At 70.0% G+C, this 17,515-nt stretch carries 11 protein-coding genes; 7 read left to right on the top strand and 4 right to left on the bottom strand.

From position 1 onward, the window contains the following. Positions 1–197 precede the first annotated feature (197 nt). The 6 genes from ICW40_RS15525 (at position 198) to ICW40_RS15500 (ending at position 13,347) form a co-directional block, all read left to right on the top strand. Positions 198–1,709 (top strand): SCO6880 family protein, encoded by a 1,512-nt coding sequence (locus ICW40_RS15525; protein ID WP_221654918.1) that lies wholly within the window; start codon positions 198–200, stop codon positions 1,707–1,709. After that, positions 1,706–1,858 carry a hypothetical protein gene (locus ICW40_RS15520; protein ID WP_221654917.1) on the top strand — a complete coding sequence of 51 codons (153 nt, stop codon included), beginning with the start codon at positions 1,706–1,708 and terminating at the stop codon, positions 1,856–1,858. Before ICW40_RS15525 ends, ICW40_RS15520 begins: the two co-directional genes overlap by 4 nt. Beyond that, entirely contained in the window at positions 1,855–3,360 is a 1,506-nt protein-coding gene (locus ICW40_RS15515) for an ATP/GTP-binding protein (RefSeq protein WP_260459294.1), read from the top strand. Before ICW40_RS15520 ends, ICW40_RS15515 begins: the two co-directional genes overlap by 4 nt. Further along, a complete protein-coding gene (locus ICW40_RS15510; RefSeq protein WP_221654916.1) occupies positions 3,357–5,144 on the top strand; it encodes a type IV secretory system conjugative DNA transfer family protein in 1,788 nt (595 codons plus the stop codon). Before ICW40_RS15515 ends, ICW40_RS15510 begins: the two co-directional genes overlap by 4 nt. Then, positions 5,141–5,587, top strand: coding sequence for a DUF4913 domain-containing protein (locus ICW40_RS15505; RefSeq protein WP_221654921.1), 447 nt, complete (start codon positions 5,141–5,143; stop codon positions 5,585–5,587). Before ICW40_RS15510 ends, ICW40_RS15505 begins: the two co-directional genes overlap by 4 nt. Positions 5,588–5,928: 341 nt before the next feature. Then, positions 5,929–13,347 carry a DNRLRE domain-containing protein gene (locus ICW40_RS15500; protein WP_260459296.1) on the top strand — a complete coding sequence of 2,473 codons (7,419 nt, stop codon included), beginning with the start codon at positions 5,929–5,931 and terminating at the stop codon, positions 13,345–13,347. A gap of 452 nt (positions 13,348–13,799) precedes the next feature. Here the strand turns inward: ICW40_RS15500 and ICW40_RS15495 are convergent, their stop codons facing one another. The 3 genes from ICW40_RS15495 to ICW40_RS15485 all read right to left on the bottom strand — a co-directional run bounded on the left by ICW40_RS15495 (position 13,800) and on the right by ICW40_RS15485 (position 16,395). Further along, positions 13,800–14,114 (bottom strand): histone-like nucleoid-structuring protein Lsr2, encoded by a 315-nt coding sequence (locus ICW40_RS15495; RefSeq protein WP_221654914.1) that lies wholly within the window; start codon positions 14,112–14,114, stop codon positions 13,800–13,802. A gap of 18 nt (positions 14,115–14,132) precedes the next feature. After that, on the bottom strand, positions 14,133–15,317 hold the full coding sequence (locus ICW40_RS15490; RefSeq protein WP_221654913.1) for an ATP-binding protein: 1,185 nt from the start codon (positions 15,315–15,317) through the stop codon (positions 14,133–14,135). A gap of 187 nt (positions 15,318–15,504) precedes the next feature. Continuing rightward, positions 15,505–16,395 carry a hypothetical protein gene (locus ICW40_RS15485; protein WP_221654912.1) on the bottom strand — a complete coding sequence of 297 codons (891 nt, stop codon included), beginning with the start codon at positions 16,393–16,395 and terminating at the stop codon, positions 15,505–15,507. 221 nt (positions 16,396–16,616) lie between these two features. On the opposite strand from ICW40_RS15485, the gene ICW40_RS15480 reads away from it, so the two are divergent. After that, positions 16,617–17,054 carry a hypothetical protein gene (locus ICW40_RS15480; RefSeq protein ID WP_221654911.1) on the top strand — a complete coding sequence of 146 codons (438 nt, stop codon included), beginning with the start codon at positions 16,617–16,619 and terminating at the stop codon, positions 17,052–17,054. A gap of 75 nt (positions 17,055–17,129) precedes the next feature. Here the strand turns inward: ICW40_RS15480 and ICW40_RS15475 are convergent, their stop codons facing one another. Further along, positions 17,130–17,441, bottom strand: coding sequence for a hypothetical protein (locus tag ICW40_RS15475; protein WP_221654920.1), 312 nt, complete (start codon positions 17,439–17,441; stop codon positions 17,130–17,132). Between the last annotated feature and the right edge of the window lie 74 nt (positions 17,442–17,515).

Here is a 17,515-nt window from a genome sequence, read left to right as displayed (position 1 = left end):
GGGCGGCGGAGCCGCTGCGGGAGGTGCCGCTGCCGGTGGTGCGGCGGCTGGTGGCGCGACCGCGGCGGGCGCCGCAGGCGGCCCGGCGGGGGTGGCCGCTGGAGCAGCGCTGGACGTGGGGATGAAGGCTGGGCAGGCCGCGGCGGATGGTGCGCGGTCGCTCGGTGAGCGCAGTGTCGGTGAGGGGGATGGTCCGAGTGGCAGTCGTTGACGAGAGCGCGCGGGCTCCGCGCACGTACGGCAACTGGCGGCGTCCGACGTCGCCGGGTCTGCTGGGTCTGGGCTCGGTCGGCACCGCGGTGCTGCTCGGTGGCCTGATCTTCGTCGTGATCACGGTGATGGTCGCCGGTCCCCTCGAGGGGGTCGGCGCGGCGGTGGTCCTGGGGCTGTTGTTGCTGCTGCTGGTGAGCAAGGACCGGCACGGGCGCAGCCTGCTGTCCCGCGCCGCCACCCGGCTCGGGTGGGGCGTCGCCCGCTCACGCGGGTCCCACCTGTACCGCTCGGGCCCACTGGGCCGGGCGCTGTGGGGCACCTACCAGCTGCCCGGGCTTCTGGCGGCGTCGCGCCTGTCGGAGCACACCGACTCCTACGGGCGCCCGTTCGCCCTCCTTCATGTGCCGGCGACGGCGCACTTCACGATGGTGCTGGGCACCGAGCCGGACGGGTCCTCGCTGGTCGACGCCGACCAGATCGACCTGTGGGTCTCGGCGTGGGGACACTGGCTCGCGACCCTGGCCGACGAGCCGGGCCTGGACGCCGCCTCGGTGACGATCGAGACCGCCCCGGACACCGGGTCGCGGCTGCGCCGCGAGGTCGCGCTCAACGTCGACCCGAACGCGCCGGCGTTCGCCCGCGCGATGCTCGACGAGGTCGTCCAGCGCTACCCGATCGGCTCTTCCACGGTGCGGGCCTTCGTCGCGCTGACGTTCAACGCCGCGGCTCGCGCCGGTGGGCGCAAGCGCACCGCGGAGGAGATGGGCCGTGAGCTCGCCGCGCGCATCCCCGGTCTGACGCAGTCGCTGCAGGCGACCGGTGCGGGTTCGGCGCACCCGGTCGCGGCGCAGGAGCTGTGCGAGGTGGTCCGGGTCGCCTACGACCCGGCGGCCGCGACGCTGATCGACGAGGCGCACGCCGTGGGGCAGGTCCCGGACCTGTCGTGGGTCGACGTCGGCCCGTCCGCGCACGAGGCGACGTGGGACTCCTACCGCCACGACTCGGCCGTCTCGGTTACATGGGCGATGAGCACGGCGCCGCAGGGCCTGGTGCAGGCCAAGATGCTGGCCAAGCTCCTGGCGCCGCACCGTGACATCGCGCGCAAGCGCGTCACCCTGCTCTACCGGCCGATCGACCCGGCCCGTGCTGCGGCGATCGTCGAGGCTGACCTGCGGGCTGCGGAGTTCCGTCAGACCTCGACCGCCAAGCCCGCCGCCCGTGACGTCCTGGCGGTGCGCTCGGCTGCCGCGACGGCCGCCGAGGAGGCTGCCGGCGCTGGGCTGGTGAACTTCGGGCTGCTGGTCACCGCGAGCGCGCTGGACCCGGCCGACGAGGCCGACGCCCGCGCCGCGGTGTCCTACCTGGCCTCCGCCGCCCGCGTGGGGCTGCGCCCCGTACACGGCGCGCAGGACTCGGCGTTCGCGGCCGCCCTGCCGCTGGGCCTGGTCCTGCCCCGGCACTTGAAGGTCCCCGCCGAGCTGCGGAACAAGCTGTGAGCGCCGACGCCGCTGCTCAGGCGTCGCGTGGCGACGTCGAGACAGTGCGGGTGGCCGACGTCATCGCCGCCGCGTTGCAGTTGCCCGGGGCCGTGCCGGTGCAGGTGCGCCGCCCCGGCGGCCGCGTCGAGGGGAAGGACGCCCGATGAGCGCAAACCGCAGCGGTGCGGCGAAGCCGCGCGCACCGCGCCGCCCGCCGATGCGCGGCTGGATCGGCCGGGGTCGCGGTGAGGCGTACCTGGTGCAGGCCGCCGACGAGTGGCGGGGGACCACCGTGCAGGTGTGCGGGCTGTGGCCGTTCTCCGTGGGCACCGGGGCGCCGATGATCGGGGCCCCGATGGGCCGGCACCTGTTCACCGGCGCCACGGTGTGCTGCGACCCGATCTCGTGGTTTCAGCGCGCCCAGCTGATCGGCAACCCGTCGGTCATGGTGCTGGCCAAGCCGGGCATCGGGAAGTCCACGGCCATCCGCCGGATGGCGACCGGCCTGGCGGGGTACGGGGTGCTGCCGTTCGTGCTGGGGGACCTCAAGCCGGACTACGTCGACCTGATCGAGGCGCTCGGCGGGCAGGTGATCCGCCTGGGCCGCGGCCGGGGGTACCTGAACATCCTCGACCCCGGGCAGGCACTCGAGGCCGCTCGCCACCTGCGCGCGGCAGGGCATGAGAAGGAGGCCGCCGAGCTCGAGGGCGACGCCCACGGGCGGCGCCTGACGATGGTCTCGGCGCTGCTGACGATCCTGCGCAAGCAGCCGCCGACCGACGTCGAGGAGTCGATCCTGGACCAGGCGCTGCGCGTCCTGGACCGCGACCACACCGGGGTCCCGGTCCTGGCGGACCTGCTGCGCGTGGTGCAGACCGCGCCGGCCGAGCTGCGCGAGGTGGCGGTCGACCGCGGCTCGATGGAGGAGTACCAGCGCATCACCCGCGGCCTGGAGCAGTCGCTGATCAGCCTGACCCGTGGGGGCCGGCTGGGGGAGACGTTCGCCCAGCCGACGACCAACCCGATGCGGCGCGACCGTCCCGCGGTCTACGACATCTCCGGCATCAAGGAGACCGACAGTGACCTGCGCGCGGCGGCGCTGCTGGCGTGCTGGTCCAACGGTTTCGCGACCGTCAACGTCGCCCACACCCTCGCCGCGGCCGGTCTCGAGGCGCAGCGGCACTACTTCGTCATCATGGACGAGCTGTGGCAGGCACTGCGCTCCGGCTCCGGCATGGTCGACCGCGTCGACTCCCTCACCCGCCTCAACCGCACCCTGGGTGTCGGCACGGCGATGATCACCCACACCATGTCCGACCTCATGGCACTGCCCACCGAGGAGGACAGGATGAAGGCCCGTGGGCTCGTCGAGCGCGCCGGCATGGTGATCTGCGGTGGCCTGCCACCGGCGGAGATGCCGCTGCTGAACACCGCGGTCCCGTTCTCTCGCGCCGAGCAGGACCTGATGGTGTCCTGGTCCGACCCACCCGGCTGGGACGCCACCCACGGCCGCGAAGCAGAACCCCCCGGGCGCGGGAAGTTCCTCATCAAGGTCGGGGGCCGGCCCGGCATCCCGGTCCGGGTCGAGCTCACCGCCGCCGAACTCGCGGTCAACGACACCAACAAGCTGTGGCACGCCCAGTCCCGCATCGGCCTGGAGGCGCCGTGAGCACCCCGAACAACCGGCGCAAGGACCCCGGCGCGATGGGCGCCGAGACGGTCCTGCTGTGGGTAGGGATCATCACCGTCGCTGTGGCGGTCGTCGCGGTGAACATCGCCGTTCGCGTCGGGCACCACCTCGCCGGCGCCACGGCCCAGTTCCCTGCGGACCCGTTCGCGGTCCTGAGCGGCGTCCTGGGCGGTGACGTGCCCTGGCCGGCGCAGGCGACCTGGGTCCTGGTGGCCCTGCTGGTCCTCCTCGTCGGCCTGGCGGTGGTGGTGGGACTGTGGTGGCGGCGCCTGCGCCGCAGCCGGACGCGGGTCGACCGCGCCGCCACCTACATGGGACGCGGCCGCGACGTCGAGGCCCTGGGACGCAAGCACGCCACCAGGACCGCGGCCCGGCTCGGGGTCGCGACGTCACCGGGTGTTCCGATCGGTCGCGCCGTCGCCGACGGGCGCGAGCTCGTCGCGCCTTGGGAGGACATGCACGTCGACATCGCCGGGCCCCGCACCGGCAAGACGACCTCGCGGGTGATCCCGGCGATCCTGGCCGCACCGGGCGCGGTGATGACGACGTCGAACAAGCCCGACGCCTTCCACGCCACCACCGGTCCCCGCTCCGCGGTCGGGCGGGTGTGGGCGTTCGACCCGCAGAACGTCGCCGCCCAGCAACCCACCTGGTGGTGGAACCCGCTCTCGTACGTCACCGACGAGGTCAAGGCCGGACGCCTGGCCACGCACTTCGCCGCCGCCACCCGCGCCCCAGGCGCGCGCAGCGACGCGTTCTTCGACGGCAAGGGCGAACGCCTCCTCGCCGCGCTCCTGCTCGCCGCCGCCCTCGACAAGCGCCCGATCACCGACGTGTACCGGTGGCTGACCCGGCCGGACGACCCCACGGCGGCGCAGGTCCTGACCGCCCACGGGTACGACCTGCTCGCGGATCGGGTGATCGGTGAGGTCAACTCCGCCGACGAGCAGCGCTCGGGCGTGTTCGGGTCGGCCGAGACGATGGCTTCCTTCCTGACCAACCGCGCGATCGCCCGGTGGGTGACCGCCGGACCGGGGGAGTCGCGACCGCACTTCGAGCCCACCGCGTTCGTGCGCTCGAGCGACACCCTGTACTCCCTGTCACGGGAGGGCGCCGACTCCGCCGGCCCGCTCGTGACCGCGTTGACGGTGGCGGTGACCGAGGCCGCCGAGGAGTACGCCGTCACCTCACCCTGCGCGCGCATGGCGACCCCGCTGCTCGGGGTCCTCGACGAGGCAGCGAACGTGTGCCGGTGGCGCGACCTGCCTGACCTGTACTCCCACTACGGCTCGCGCGGGATCGTGCTCATGACGTTCCTGCAGTCCTGGTCACAGGGCGTGGACGTGTGGGGTGAGTCCGGGATGAAGAAGCTGTGGTCCGCCTCAAACGTCAAGGTCTACGGCGGCGGCGTCAGCGAGACCGCGTTCCTCGAAGACTTGTCCCGCACCATCGGGGACTACGACCGGCAGACGTCGTCGGTCTCGACCGGCAAGGGCCACCGCACCGTCAACCGCCAGCTGCACCGCGAACGGATCCTCGAGGTCGCCGACCTCGCCGCCCTGCCCCGCGGCCGGGCCGTCGTCCTCGCCTCCGGGTCACGCCCGACCCTGGTGCGTACGCAGCCGTGGATGACCAGCCCACACGCCGCAGGGGTCAAGGCCTCCATCGCCGCCCACGACCCGCAGTCCCCGACCACCCTGGCGGACGCCCGACGGGCCGCCCAGGCACCCGACGGATCAGACACACCGCAGGCGGCCCTGTGAGCGTCGACGGTGAGGAGCTGGACTACGTCGACCTGGACGACGACGAGCCGGACGACGTCGGTGCAACGACGGAGTCGGGCGACGGTGCGGAGCAGCCGACGCTGGCGTACGGGTCGGTCGACGAGTTCGTCCGCGACTACCTGCGGCACGTCTACAAGCGATCCCTGGACCCCCGCAACCGCCGCTGGGCACCGGACTGGTGGCGCTACGACGAAGCCGTCATCCGCCTCGAAGCCCTCTGGCGAGCCTGGGAACACCTACGCCTAGACCCCGGCACCGGCATGAGCACCTGGCTGCTCCACCACGCCGACCCACAGATGGCCGCCCTGTTCGACAAGGACGGCCCCTTCGCCGCAGCCGCGGAGGTCCAGACCTCCCGCGGGGACCCGCTGCCCTACAGCCCCCCGCCACCCGGGATGTTTCCTGACGAGCGCGAGCTGTGAACCTTTGCGCGGAGCGGGCCCCAGGAAACAGGAGGACTGAAGCGCTGCACTCCACCTGAGTGGGTTCCGGGAAGGTCACTCCACGCGAGGGTGGACCGTTCGAGTGAATTCAAGGTCAAATGGTCCGCTTTCGTGCGTGCCCACCGTCCCGCTGGCGAACTTCGACGCTCTAGTGTCGCGCTGCCACTTGCACCTGCCTCCATGAGAGTTGCTGGTCGGCTTTCAGGATGTGGCACCCGCCCAAAGACGGGCGGGGCACCTGGCAGGGGGATGCTGTGGGTCTGCTCAATGACGCGTATGGCCGGCCCGGCGCTTGGGCCCGGACCGTCACTCCGGTGGCGATGGTCGGGATCGGCACGCTGCTGGTCGCCGGGATACCTCAGGCCGCGGCCGCGGCGCCGCCGCCCGTCACTCCGGCGCCTGCGCCAGCCGCGTCCCCGACCGGTCCATTGACCGCTCCGGACCCGATAACTGCGGCGACGATCGCGCGGTTGATGGACGCGCCCGTGGAGATCCTGGGAGAGCGCACCCTGACTGGGTCGGTCTTCGCCTTGCCCGATGGCACGACGGTCGCTGGCATGGCCAGTGGACCGGTGTGGGTTCCTCTGGGGGGTGACGGCACCAGAGTCGAGGACTGGGCCGAGCTGGACCTGACGCTGGAGGCCGCAGACGACGGGACGGTGTCGCCCGTCGCTCATCCCGGTGCCCTCGTGCTGTCCGGCGGGACGCCGCAGGGCACGACGCCCGACGCGCAGGTGACCGTCGCCTCGATGACGGCGCTGGACGGAACGGCATCGTCGATCTCGTGGGTCGGGCCGTTGCCAGAACCTCGCCTGGAGGGCGCTCGGGCGATCTACCCGGACGTGCGACCCGACATGGACATGGTCGTGGACGCGACAGCCACGGGGTTCGAGCAGTTCTTCGTTCTGCACGAGGAGCCCGCGCCGGCGGTCGACCTGACTCTGCCGGTGATCCTCGAGGCTCAGGACGCCACGTTCACCGAGACGCCGGACGGTTCCTACAGTGTCAGCGGCGTTGACGGCTCTACGACGGTTCGGGTGCCCGTGCCGTCGATGTGGGACGCGGGAGCCGACGGCGACCGTATCCACCCGGTGACCCAGCCCTGGCAGGCCCCGGACCTGCAGCCGCAGCGGACACCACCGGCGGAGATGCTCGAAGAGCTGCAGCTACCGCTGGGGCCACCCACCAGCCACGCCCCCAAGCCGACCAGGCCGCCCGGTGCCGGTGTCGCCGCACCGAACTCCGCAGCGGCCGCAGTCGGACCGCACGGGCCCGCGCGGCGGCCTGAGGTTGCCGTCGAGCGCACCGCTGAGGTCACGCCCGACGCGGTGGTGATGACGTTGCAGCCCCAAGCGGAGTTCCTCACCGACCCCCAGACCCAGTACCCGATCGTGATCGACCCCGAGATGGGTCTGGACGTTGGGTTCGACACCTATGTCCAGTCCGGATACGACGATGACAGGTCCAGCCGTCCTGAGTTGAAGATCGGCTCCTGGAACAGTGGGGTCACCAAGACCCGCACCTTTATGAGCTTCGACGCCACACCACTTCGCGGCCGCCAGATCTACGAGGCCAGGCTGTATCTGAACGCGGCCTACTCCTCCTCCTGCAGCGCAGGGTGGCAGGTGTGGGATGCCGGGCTGGCATCGAGCGCGACGAGGTGGCCGAACCAGCCAGCCATGCTGGGCCACCACTCGGACTCCACGGAAACCAAGGGGTACGACGCGAGCTGCCCTGCTGGGGTGGTAGGCGCTGACGTGGGCGGCTTGGTGCGCCTATGGGCCAGCATCCCCAACGTCGCGACGGTGGGTGTCGCACTGCGGGCCGCCAACGAGTCCAGCATCGCGGGTTACAAGGAGTTCTACTCCGCACAGACCGGGTATGGCCCGTGGGTGTGGGTCCGCTACAACTCGACCCCGAACGCCCCGACTGGTCTGCGAGTTTCTCACTCCCCGACGGGGGCGACCAGCGGCGCATGGGTCAACACGCTGACCCCGACGATGTCAGCGGTTCTCACCGATCCCGACGGGGAGAACGTCGACGGCAACTTCTACCTCTACCGAGCCGACACCGGCACCCTCGTGCAGGCGAGCGCCTCGGGCTTCGTCACCAACGGCAGTGTCGCCAGTGTCCAGGTCCGGCCCACCACGGCGAGCCATCAGGGCCTGCAGGAGGGCAAGGTCTACCGGTTCACGGCCCGGGGCAGTGACTGGAAGGTCGAGGGCCCGGCCCCGGACCAGTTCTGGTTCGGGGTCGACACGGTCGCCCCGAGGCCACCAGTGGTCAGTTCGACGGCGTTCCCGAACGACAACGCCTGGGGACGCGACCCCACGCAGCCGGGCACGTTCACCTTCCAGCTCCCATCAGAAACCGAAGACCACAGCGTCCGCAGCTACCGGTGGGGCCTGGACAAGGCACCGGACCCCAACCAGGTGGTCACCGCGACGGGCGCGGCACAGCGGCCCGGGACCGTCACCATCACGCCAGCAACGCCCGGACGTCATGTGCTTCACGTACAGACGGTCGACATCGCTGGGAACCTCTCGGCCGTCAGCCAGTACGTGTTCTACGCCGGCGACGCGGGGATCCTGTCCCCGGAGGAAGGCGCGCAGGTGGTGCGCCGGGTCCGGGTCAGTGTCGGCGCTCAGCCTGACCTGGACATGGTGAAGTTCCAGTGGCGCCACGGCCCGGACGGGGGAGACCCGCGCCCGTTCCCCACCGAGTACGTGAGCACGTCGACGAACAAGACGTGGACCCAGGAGTGGCAGCAGCGCCCCACCGGTAACGGGTACACCACGCTGGACGTCGGGGGGCTGCTGGGCTTCCAACCCGGCCCGATCCAGATCCGGGCAGTGGTCAAGGCCAACGCCACGGACCCGAGCGCAGGCGCGAGCGCACCTGCGACGTTCACGACGCAGTGGGTCACGCTGACCGTCGACCCACAGGCCGACGGTGCGTCGACCACGGCCATCGGCCCCGCCACGGTCAACCTGCTGACCGGTGACAATACGGTCTCAGCGACCGACGCCGAGGAGTTCGGCCTGTCGATCGTGCGGTCGGCGTCCTCGCGCGACACCGACGCCGGCCTGCAACTGCAGGGCGACCTGCTCAGCGCTGCCCAGCAGAGCGCCACGGACGCCACCAAGTTCATCGCGGGCAACTCGAGCGTGACCATCGCGACGAACCAGTTCCACACGGGCACGTCGAGCCTGAAGATCATGCCCGCGACCTGGAACACCAACGGCGACTCCTATGCGGCCGTAGGCAGTGACTCCGGGTCGATGATGCGGGACTCCAAGGGCGGCACGGGGCTGCGTCCCGGCCGCACGTATCGGTTCTCCGGCTGGGTGTTCGTGCCTGCGACCGGCACTTCGGTACCGGCCCCGACGAGCCCTCGTGGGCTGAAGATGACGCTGTTCACCCGTGCGGGCACCGGCCCCTACACCGAGCCCGCCCTTCCCGGCGGCGCAGCGACCGCCGATCCCACGATCGTCAACGCCTGGCAACGGGTCACGTTCGACGCGACCATCCCCGCGGGGAGTACCGAGGCTTTCGTTCGCCTCTACAACGGCTTCGCCGCCAGCACCGGGCAAGCGGTGTACTGGGACGACATCTCGGTGCGTGAACTGTGGTCACCGTTCGGCCCCGAGTGGTCGGCCGGCACCATCGACGCCGCCGCGGGCACCGCCTACACCCGCGTGACCACCCCTTACGAGGACGTGGCCGCGGTCGAGTTGAGCGGCGGTGGGGAGATCTGGTTCACCAGCGCCAACGGTGTGTGGTGGCCTCAGCCCGGGGCCGAAGACCTGACGCTGACGGCGACCCCGAGCGGATTCCGGCTGACCGAGCTCGACGGCACCATCACCGACTTCGCGAAGGTAGGCGACAGCAAGGACTTCCACGTCCAATTCAGCTCGCCGCCGGTCGCCGCCGGTGCGACCCGCCACATGTACGACACCCTCTCGGTGCCTGGGGTGGCGCGTCTGTCGCGGGTCATCGCCCCGATCGAGCCAGGTGTGGACGTGGCCAATGCGTGCACGACCGAGCCGCAACCGGCGCGCGGCTGCGAGACCCTGGACCTGAACTACGCCGCGCCGACCACACCGGTCCCCGGCACCGTGTTCGGCCCGTATCCGGGCCGGCTCACCTCCGTCTCGGCCTGGTCGTGGACGCCCGGCCCGGACGCGAGCAGCGGCGCCATGACCGAAGTGGTGATCGCCCAGTACGCCTACGACTCCGCCGGTCGCCTGCGCACCGTCCACGACCCCCGGATCGTCGCCGCCGGTGGACAAGCACTGCTGACCGGGTACACCTACGACGCCGCAGGCCGCGTGACCGAGGTCAAGGGCGCCGGAGAGCCGCCCTACCGTTTCGAGTACGGCTCGGTCGGCGGGGCTACGGGGTCGGGGGAGTGGATCGATCCCGCCCCCGGCCGGCTGCTACGCGTCAAGCGCCAGTCCCTGGTCCCGGGCACGAACCAGCTCGCCCCCGCCAGCGAGGACAACATCACCACGGTCGTCTACAACGTCCCGCTCACCCGAAGCCCGGGCGGGGGACCCTACGACCTGGACGCCGACACGATCGCGACCTGGGCCCAGATCGACGGCCCAACTGATGCCACCGCGATCTTCGGACCCCAGAACGTCCCAGCGGTCAGTGTCGCGACAGCCGCTTTACCAGGCCCGGACGAGTACGGCCCGGCGACCGTGCACTACCTCAACTCCAGCGGCCGCGAGGTCAACACCGCCTCCCCAGCAGCCGCCGACACACCCGTCCAGGGGTTCATCGACACCGCCGAGTACGACGCACGCGGCAACGTCATCCGCACACTCGACGCCACCAACCGGCTCCTGGCCCTCAAGGCGCTGCCAGGCGCCGCCAAGACGCTCGCCGACCTCGGCATGAACGCAGAGGAGACGGCGGCCACCGCGGCCCTGCTGGACTCCCGGACCACCTACAGCGAAGACGGGCTGGACGTCCTCACACAGCTCGGACCCACGCAGCAGCTCGCCGTCGCCAATGATCCAAGCGACGTCAGAAACCTTCGCCCACGAACCACCAACAGCTACGGCACAGGCTTCGGCGGACTCGCCGCGCACCTTGTCACCAGCACCACGGTCGCCGGCGTCGACGCTGCTGGCGCCGAGGTCGACCCGGTGACCACCATCTATAACTACGCACCGATCGACGACGAGCCATCGACGGGCCCCACCTCGGGGTACGTGCATAAGCAGCCCACTCAGGTGATCGTGGGCCATCTGAGCTCCGAGGACCCAGGACTCGTCGCCCAGGTCCTCTACGACGACCGCGGCAGGCCCATCCGTTCCCAGAAGCCAGGCGCAGACTTCGACGGGGTCGACGCAGCAACGACCCTGAGCATCTTCTACACCGCGGGCCCCAACCCGGCCGATGTCGATTGTGGAGGGCGTCCTGAATGGGCCGGCCAGCCATGCCTCACGCGGGCTGCCGGCCCCGTGACCGGACACGAAGCTCACACCGCGACGATGAGCACGAACCTGCCGGTCAAGCGCATCACCGGTTACAACCAGTGGGGGTCGCCGACCGTCGTCACCGAGACCGTCACCGAGACCGTCAACGGTGTTGACGTCAAGCACAGCCGGACCACGACCACCGTCTACGACGCCGCAGATCGTGTGCAGACGGTCTCGATCGTCGGGACCGGCACTGACGTCGGAGCGCCCATCCAGACGACTCGCAGCGTCTACGACCCTGCTACGGGTGATGTCACCGAGACGCAGTCCCTGCGAGCGGACGGGTCTGTCGACTCGCGCGTGGTCAAGCAGCTCGACGCGCTCGGTCGGCTCGTCTCCTACGACGACGGCGCGGGCGCAGTCACCACCACCACCTACGACCGCTTCGGCCGACCGACCCGCGCGCGCGAAGTGATCGCCGGCACCACCGTCACCACCGACTACGGCTACGACGACCCGCGCGGGTACCTGACCTCGATCACCGACTCCGTCGTCGCCGACACCCTCAGCGCCACCTGGGGCCCCGACGGACAACTCGAGACACAGTCCCTGCCCGGCGGCGTCACGCTCACGATCGGCTATGACGCCGCCCGGGTTCCGACCAGCAGGACCTACACCAACGCTTCCTCAGAGGTGATCTGGGAGGACAGCGTCGTCGAGAACCATCGCGGCCAGTGGATCTCTCACACCTCGACCACCGGCACCGCCACCTACAGCTACGACCGGTTCGGGCGCCTCATCCAAGCAACCGACGATCTGTGGAAGAACCTCGGATGCACCGTCCGCGCCTACGGCTACGCCAACTCCCCCCGCTCCAACCGCACACAGTTCGCTACAGCATCCGGACCCTCCGAGCAGTGTCCGACCGTCACCCTCGGCGCCCCGACCGCGACCTACGACACCGCAGACCGCCTGCTGTCAACGGCATCCGACGCCGGTGTGCCCTGGGTGTACGACCCACTCGGCCGAATCACGTCCATGCCCGCAGCTGGTGACACCGTGACCAACAAGTTCTACGTCAACGACCTCATCCAGCAACAGACCCAAGTCGGCGTCTCACGCACCACCTGGACACTGGACCCACTGCACCGCCGGTCCACGAACACGATCGACGCCTGGGTCGGCGACGCATGGGGCAACTCCGCCACCAAAGTCTCCCACTACGCCAACGACTCCGACGAACCCTCCTGGATCGCCGAAGGCCCAGCGCTGGCCACCGACGTCACCCGCTACATCTCTGGCGTCGAGGGCGACATCGCCCTCACCAGCTCGACCACCGGCAACCGTGAGCTTCAGCTCGTCAACCTGCACGGCGACGTCGTCGGTGCACTCCCCATCGCGGACGGGGCATCACAGGCGACCTGGACAGCACTGGAACTCTCGCGTAGCGACGAGTTCGGCAACCCCGTACCCCTCAGCGGAGCCGGTGCAACCACCCGCCCACCCGCACGCTACGGATGGCTCGGCGCCGCGCAACGCTCCGCCGAAGCCCTCGGCGGCGTCATCCTTATGGGTGTCCGCCTCTACTCACCCACCACCGGGCGATTCCTCTCGGTCGACCCGGTGCCCGGCGGGTCAGCGAACGCCTACGACTACTGCAATGCCGACCCGATAAATTGTAGAGATTTCGCCGGCACATTCTCGTTTGGCCAGCTTCTCACAGGAGTCGCCGTAGTAGGCTCTCTCGTTGCCTTCATTCCCGGGCCCGTTGGTGCCGCGGCCGCCGGGATAGCAGCGGTTGCTTACGCCGCCACAGGCAACACGACGATGGCCCTAGTTATGGGAGCCACTGCGGCCGCTCAGCTTGTCGGGCTCGGGCCCGCGGTCAGGGTGGCTGGCGCAGCTGCCGCGGCGCGCGCCGCTAACGCCGCGCGCACGGCCGGGCAGATGGCGGCCCGCGCGGCTCCAAGAATTCAGCGCGCGTCGACGGCCGCTCGGGCAGTCGCTCGCGACGCGCGAGACGCTGCCGTCATACTCCGACAAGCACATGCAAGCAGAGGGATGGCTCCAGGCTTTGGAAATGCTATTACCGTCTCGGCGCGCGCGGCCAACTGGGCGGGTAGAGTGTGGACCCTTGGGGGAAGAGCAACTTCGGTGGGTGGCTACATCTCGAGGAACCGACTGTTGCAATACAGAGCCCCTTCGAGCAAGCCCTCACTTGGGATCCGCCAGGCGAACTTCGAATGGCGTTCTTCCACAGTAAAGGGCACGGGATGGCCGAACAACTATCATGTCAACATTAGATGAGGGCGCCTGGGGCGCCCCGCTCCTCACTGGGGTGGCGCGCGCTGGACAAGCGGCCGGCCACACGGTGGCTGTGTGGCAAGACCCGTCAAGGACCGGGTGGCATCTGCTCATTTATCCGCCGGGTAGCAGCGAGCCGCTCTGGGACCTTTGGGCAGATGAGTGGGCTGACGTCTTTGCTTATGCGGAGCCCGAGCGGATGGATATCTGCTGGGACTAGCGGCGATACCGATCAGCCGAGAAGTGACCTTGTGTCAACCCAAAGCTGTCACCTGAGGCCTCGACGGTGCGCTGCGGCTACGACTGCCCGGGCGACTCGGCAGCCGCAAGGACACCAACCCGGGCCGCTGCCACCTGCACCTGCACCTGCACCTGCGCTACTCTCGGGATCTCCGGGGCGACTTAGTCGGCATACCGATAAACGTTCTTATGTCAACCGAGGTTGACAGGCTTCCTTAGCGGGCGTCGTACGCCGACCGCACCTCGGCCGGGATCCTGCCCCGGTCGGGCACGGTGTAGCCGTTCGCCCGCGCCCACTCCCGTACTGCGGCTGCTTCGCCGGTGCGCTTGCCGCCGGGAGTGGCCTGTCGGCGGCTGCCGGTCTTGCGGGCGGCGGTGATGTACGGCTCGAGCGCCCGCAGCAGCTCGTCCCGGTGGGCGTCGTTGAGATCGATCTCGTAGGACGTTCCCTGCCAGGAGAAGGCGTAGGACGTCGCGCCCTGGGAGCCGTCGAGGTCGTCGGTGATGATCACGCGCTGGTGCTGGGCCATGCAAAGCATGCTTTCACGTCACGCGCGGTCGAGATCCTCGCGATGACGGTCGACGAAGGCCGCCATGCCGGGGACGGTGTAGGCGACCTGGCCGTGCTCGGGTGAGTAGATCAGGCCCTTTGCCATGAGGTTGGCCCGGTAGGGGCCCAGGCTGGTGATCTTCAGCCCGACGCGTCGGGCGACGTCGGAGGTCTGTGACGGTGCGTCGTTGTCGTGCGCCATGGCCAGCAGGAAGCGGCGTTCGGCGGGTGTGGCTCGCTCCCACCGCGAGCGAAAGAACGCGGCGTCCAGGTGCTCGAGCCCGAACTGCACGGCGGCCGCGGCGTCGTCGGCGGTGAAGACCTTCGCGGGGGCTAGGTTCCAGATCGCCTGGCCGTACTCCTGCAGGAAGTACGGGTAGCCGCCGGCGGCGTCCAGGATGACCGCGAGCCCGTCGGGCGCAAAGCCGGCACCTAGTCGCTCTGCCGGCTCGACCAGGGCCCGGGCCGCCTCGCTCGCCGGCAACTGGCCGATGGACCGGTAGGTGAACAGCCGCTCGGCGTACGAGCGGGCCTCGGTCAGCACTCGAGGCAGGTTCGGCAGACCGGCGCCGATGACGTAGAACGGCCAACCACGCTGTCCGGCCAGGTGCTGGGCGGCGAGGAGCGCGCCCATCGTCGTCTCGTCCAGGTCCTGCATCTCGTCGATGAAGAGCCCGAACGCGCGTCCGTCCTCAGCCAGCGCCAGCGACACGTCCTCGACGAGCTCGAGCAGATCAACCTCGGCATCCCCCGAGTCGGCCCTGCCCTTGGCCAGATCGACCCCCAGCGAGATTCCCGTAGCCCCGATCTTGGCGTTGAAGGCACTGATCGTCTCCAGCGCCTGGCGCATGCGCACGCTGATCGACCGCCTCGTCAGCTTGCGAGCCGCTGCGACAACCTCGCGCGCCAACGCCCGGCGCACAGCCGCCACTCCCGCCTCGTCGCGGCGGGCCTCCAGGCGCACGGTCAACCACTCAAACCGATCAGCCTGGGCGTGCATCTCGTTCAGCAGGACCGTCTTGCCCACACCACGCAGCCCGGTCAGGACGATCCCACGATCAGACAAGCCGTTGCGGGTACGCGCCACCAGGGTGTCGAAGGCCTCCAACTCCCCCGCCCGACCGACGAGCTCCGGTGGCCGGCGGCCCGACCCTGGGCTAAACGGGTTCAACGATGGATCCATCTACGACACTCTAGCCGCTTATTGCGCTGGGCCCAATACCCGGCTAGACACCCCTATCGGTCGAGCGAGCTCGTCGGGCGACTGCACGGGCATGCCGATGACCGGTCAGGTCGCGCAGTCCCGAACTGGCGGGCGCGTCGCATCAACCGCCGATGGGAGTTGGGCCAGCCCGGCGCCGTTCGGGTGGCTACTCGTCAGTCGTCCTGAGCAGAACCTCGACTCGTTGCGGGCCGGCGGCGTCATCGACCAGGACCCGGACGGCGTACAGCCCTGGCGCTAGCGGTGCAGAGACGCTGACCGCTTGGGCGGCGTCACCTACCCGAATCTCTGCAGCACTGATGGCGAGTCGGTCGTCATGGATGCAGACGGAGCCTTGGAACGGCTCGTCGGTGTTGAGGTGTAGGCGGACGAGCACTTCACCGTCTTGCTCATGGGTGACCCGAACTGCGATCGCGCGTCGCGCCGCCCACACGGCGGCAGAGCCGTCGTCGACTGCCGGCCATTCCTCGGGCGAAGCGTCGGCGTCGTAGATGTACGCCAGCCCCCATGGCCAGCGTCCTCTCACAGCGGCGATCTCTGTCGGACCGCGCGGTGGCAAGACCGCGAGGTCGGGTAGATCGCTCCCGGTTGCCGCCTGCCCTTCGCCGGGCGGCTCAGCGGCTGACCACTCGAGCTGCCCGACGTGGCCGGCCTTCGCTGGAACGACCAGGACGATCACCTCGCGCAGCCGGTCCTCGTCGGTCAGCGCGTCGTGCGGCGCCAACACCGTCAGCTGCACGTCGGGTGCATCGGTGATCTGCGCGACTGCACCGGTGACGGTCTCGACGGTCAGGGTGCGCGATGGCACGCGCAGCCGTCCCGACCACAGCGCCACGAAGGTCGGATCGTCGATGACGCCTGCCGCCGTGGCAGTGAGAGTGAGCGCGACCGGCGCTTGTTCCTCGAGCGCCACCGCAAGCAGAACGACTGACCTACTGGCTTTGACGCGGTCGCCTCGACCTAGGTCCGGGAAGCTCTCGGACCTGCTGTCGCGCACCGCAATCAACCCGCCCGGAACGCTCAAGGTCCTTCGCAGCACCGGCTCTACCACCTCGAGCTCGACTCACAGACCCTCTGAGGCTAGCGCCCACCTACCGCAAACCTTGGGAGCCCAGAAGGGACGGCCGGCGACCGCACGGTCATGCCGCTGACCGGGCGCTGGTGTGGTCCGCGGCCCGGACGCCTGACGAAGGAGCGGCGCGGTCAAGGCCGCGTGCGGCAGCCGACTGCCACGGCCGCCCTCGGCGGTAGCGTCACGGCATGATCGGGGCCCGCGGCGACGACAAGGTCAGCTGGGAGTTCTCAGATGCCTGGATCCTGGCGGCTATCGGCGAAAGCACCCGGCACGACGAGTTGAGCGGCCTCGTCGCTGCAGCGGACCACTACAACCACTCCATCCCTACCGAGGACGAGGTGAGCCAGGGCATCGGCCGCCTTGTCGCCTCGGGGCTCGTCACGATTGTCGGGCGAAGTCTGGAACCGACACCCACCGGTAGGACGCTCCTGAGAGCAGACACCCGTGGCGGATACGAATACGTCAGGTGGCTCTTCCTCTCCATGGCGCACGTCCCGGTGGTCGAGGGCCGATGGGACCTGCTGCCCGGAACTCTCGAGCGCGCCTACCGCAGGTACGCCCATCCCTTCACATGGTGGCTCCCGCCACTCCGGCGAAGGCGAGCCACGCACGGCCGGCAGTGAGTGAAACGCCTCGAACCACCCAGAGCGCACGGTCATGCCGCTGACCCGCTACGGACGGCCCGAGAACTTGCACGCTCAGCGCGGCGAGCGCCCTCGCTGACGTGCGTTGACCTGGGCAGCGCCCCGTGTCGCCGTCGCCGGCTCACGACGCGTCGCGCGAGTCGCTTCGGTGGCCGGCTTGCCCTGACTGATGTCCGCGCGCAGCCGGGTCGCCACAAGATCGCGGTCCACGCCGTTGGCCTCGAGGTCGGCGGCAAACGCGGCACGGCGGGCAGCGGAGTCGTACACGGCGACCGCGCCAGCCCGGGCATGGGTCGCCTCCCGCTCCCGCTCCTCGACCGTGCCCGCGTCGCTGTCCCGGCCTACCACGGCGACGTCCAAGGCCACCGCCGCCAAGTGGAACAAGCACGAGTGGTCGCAAGTCGCGCTCGGGACTGCTGCAGGGCTGGTTGACACTCCAT

Source organism: Actinotalea ferrariae (assembly GCF_019733465.1).
Classification (GTDB): domain Bacteria; phylum Actinomycetota; class Actinomycetes; order Actinomycetales; family Cellulomonadaceae; genus Actinotalea; species Actinotalea ferrariae_A.
Note: the sequence above shows the minus strand (reverse complement) of the source record. Positions and strands in the feature narration are given on the sequence as shown.

Bases quoted from the DNA above. Each gene is read 5' to 3' on its own strand.
- ICW40_RS15515 (WP_260459294.1), top strand. From the start codon at position 1,855: ATGAGCGCAAACCGCAGCGGTGCGGCGAAGCCGCGCGCACCGCGCCGC.
- ICW40_RS15500 (WP_260459296.1), top strand. From the start codon at position 5,929: ATGGTCGGGATCGGCACGCTGCTGGTCGCCGGGATACCTCAGGCCGCG.
- ICW40_RS15495 (WP_221654914.1), bottom strand. From the start codon at position 14,114: ATGGCCCAGCACCAGCGCGTGATCATCACCGACGACCTCGACGGCTCC.
- ICW40_RS15490 (WP_221654913.1), bottom strand. From the start codon at position 15,317: ATGGATCCATCGTTGAACCCGTTTAGCCCAGGGTCGGGCCGCCGGCCA.
- ICW40_RS15480 (WP_221654911.1), top strand. From the start codon at position 16,617: ATGATCGGGGCCCGCGGCGACGACAAGGTCAGCTGGGAGTTCTCAGAT.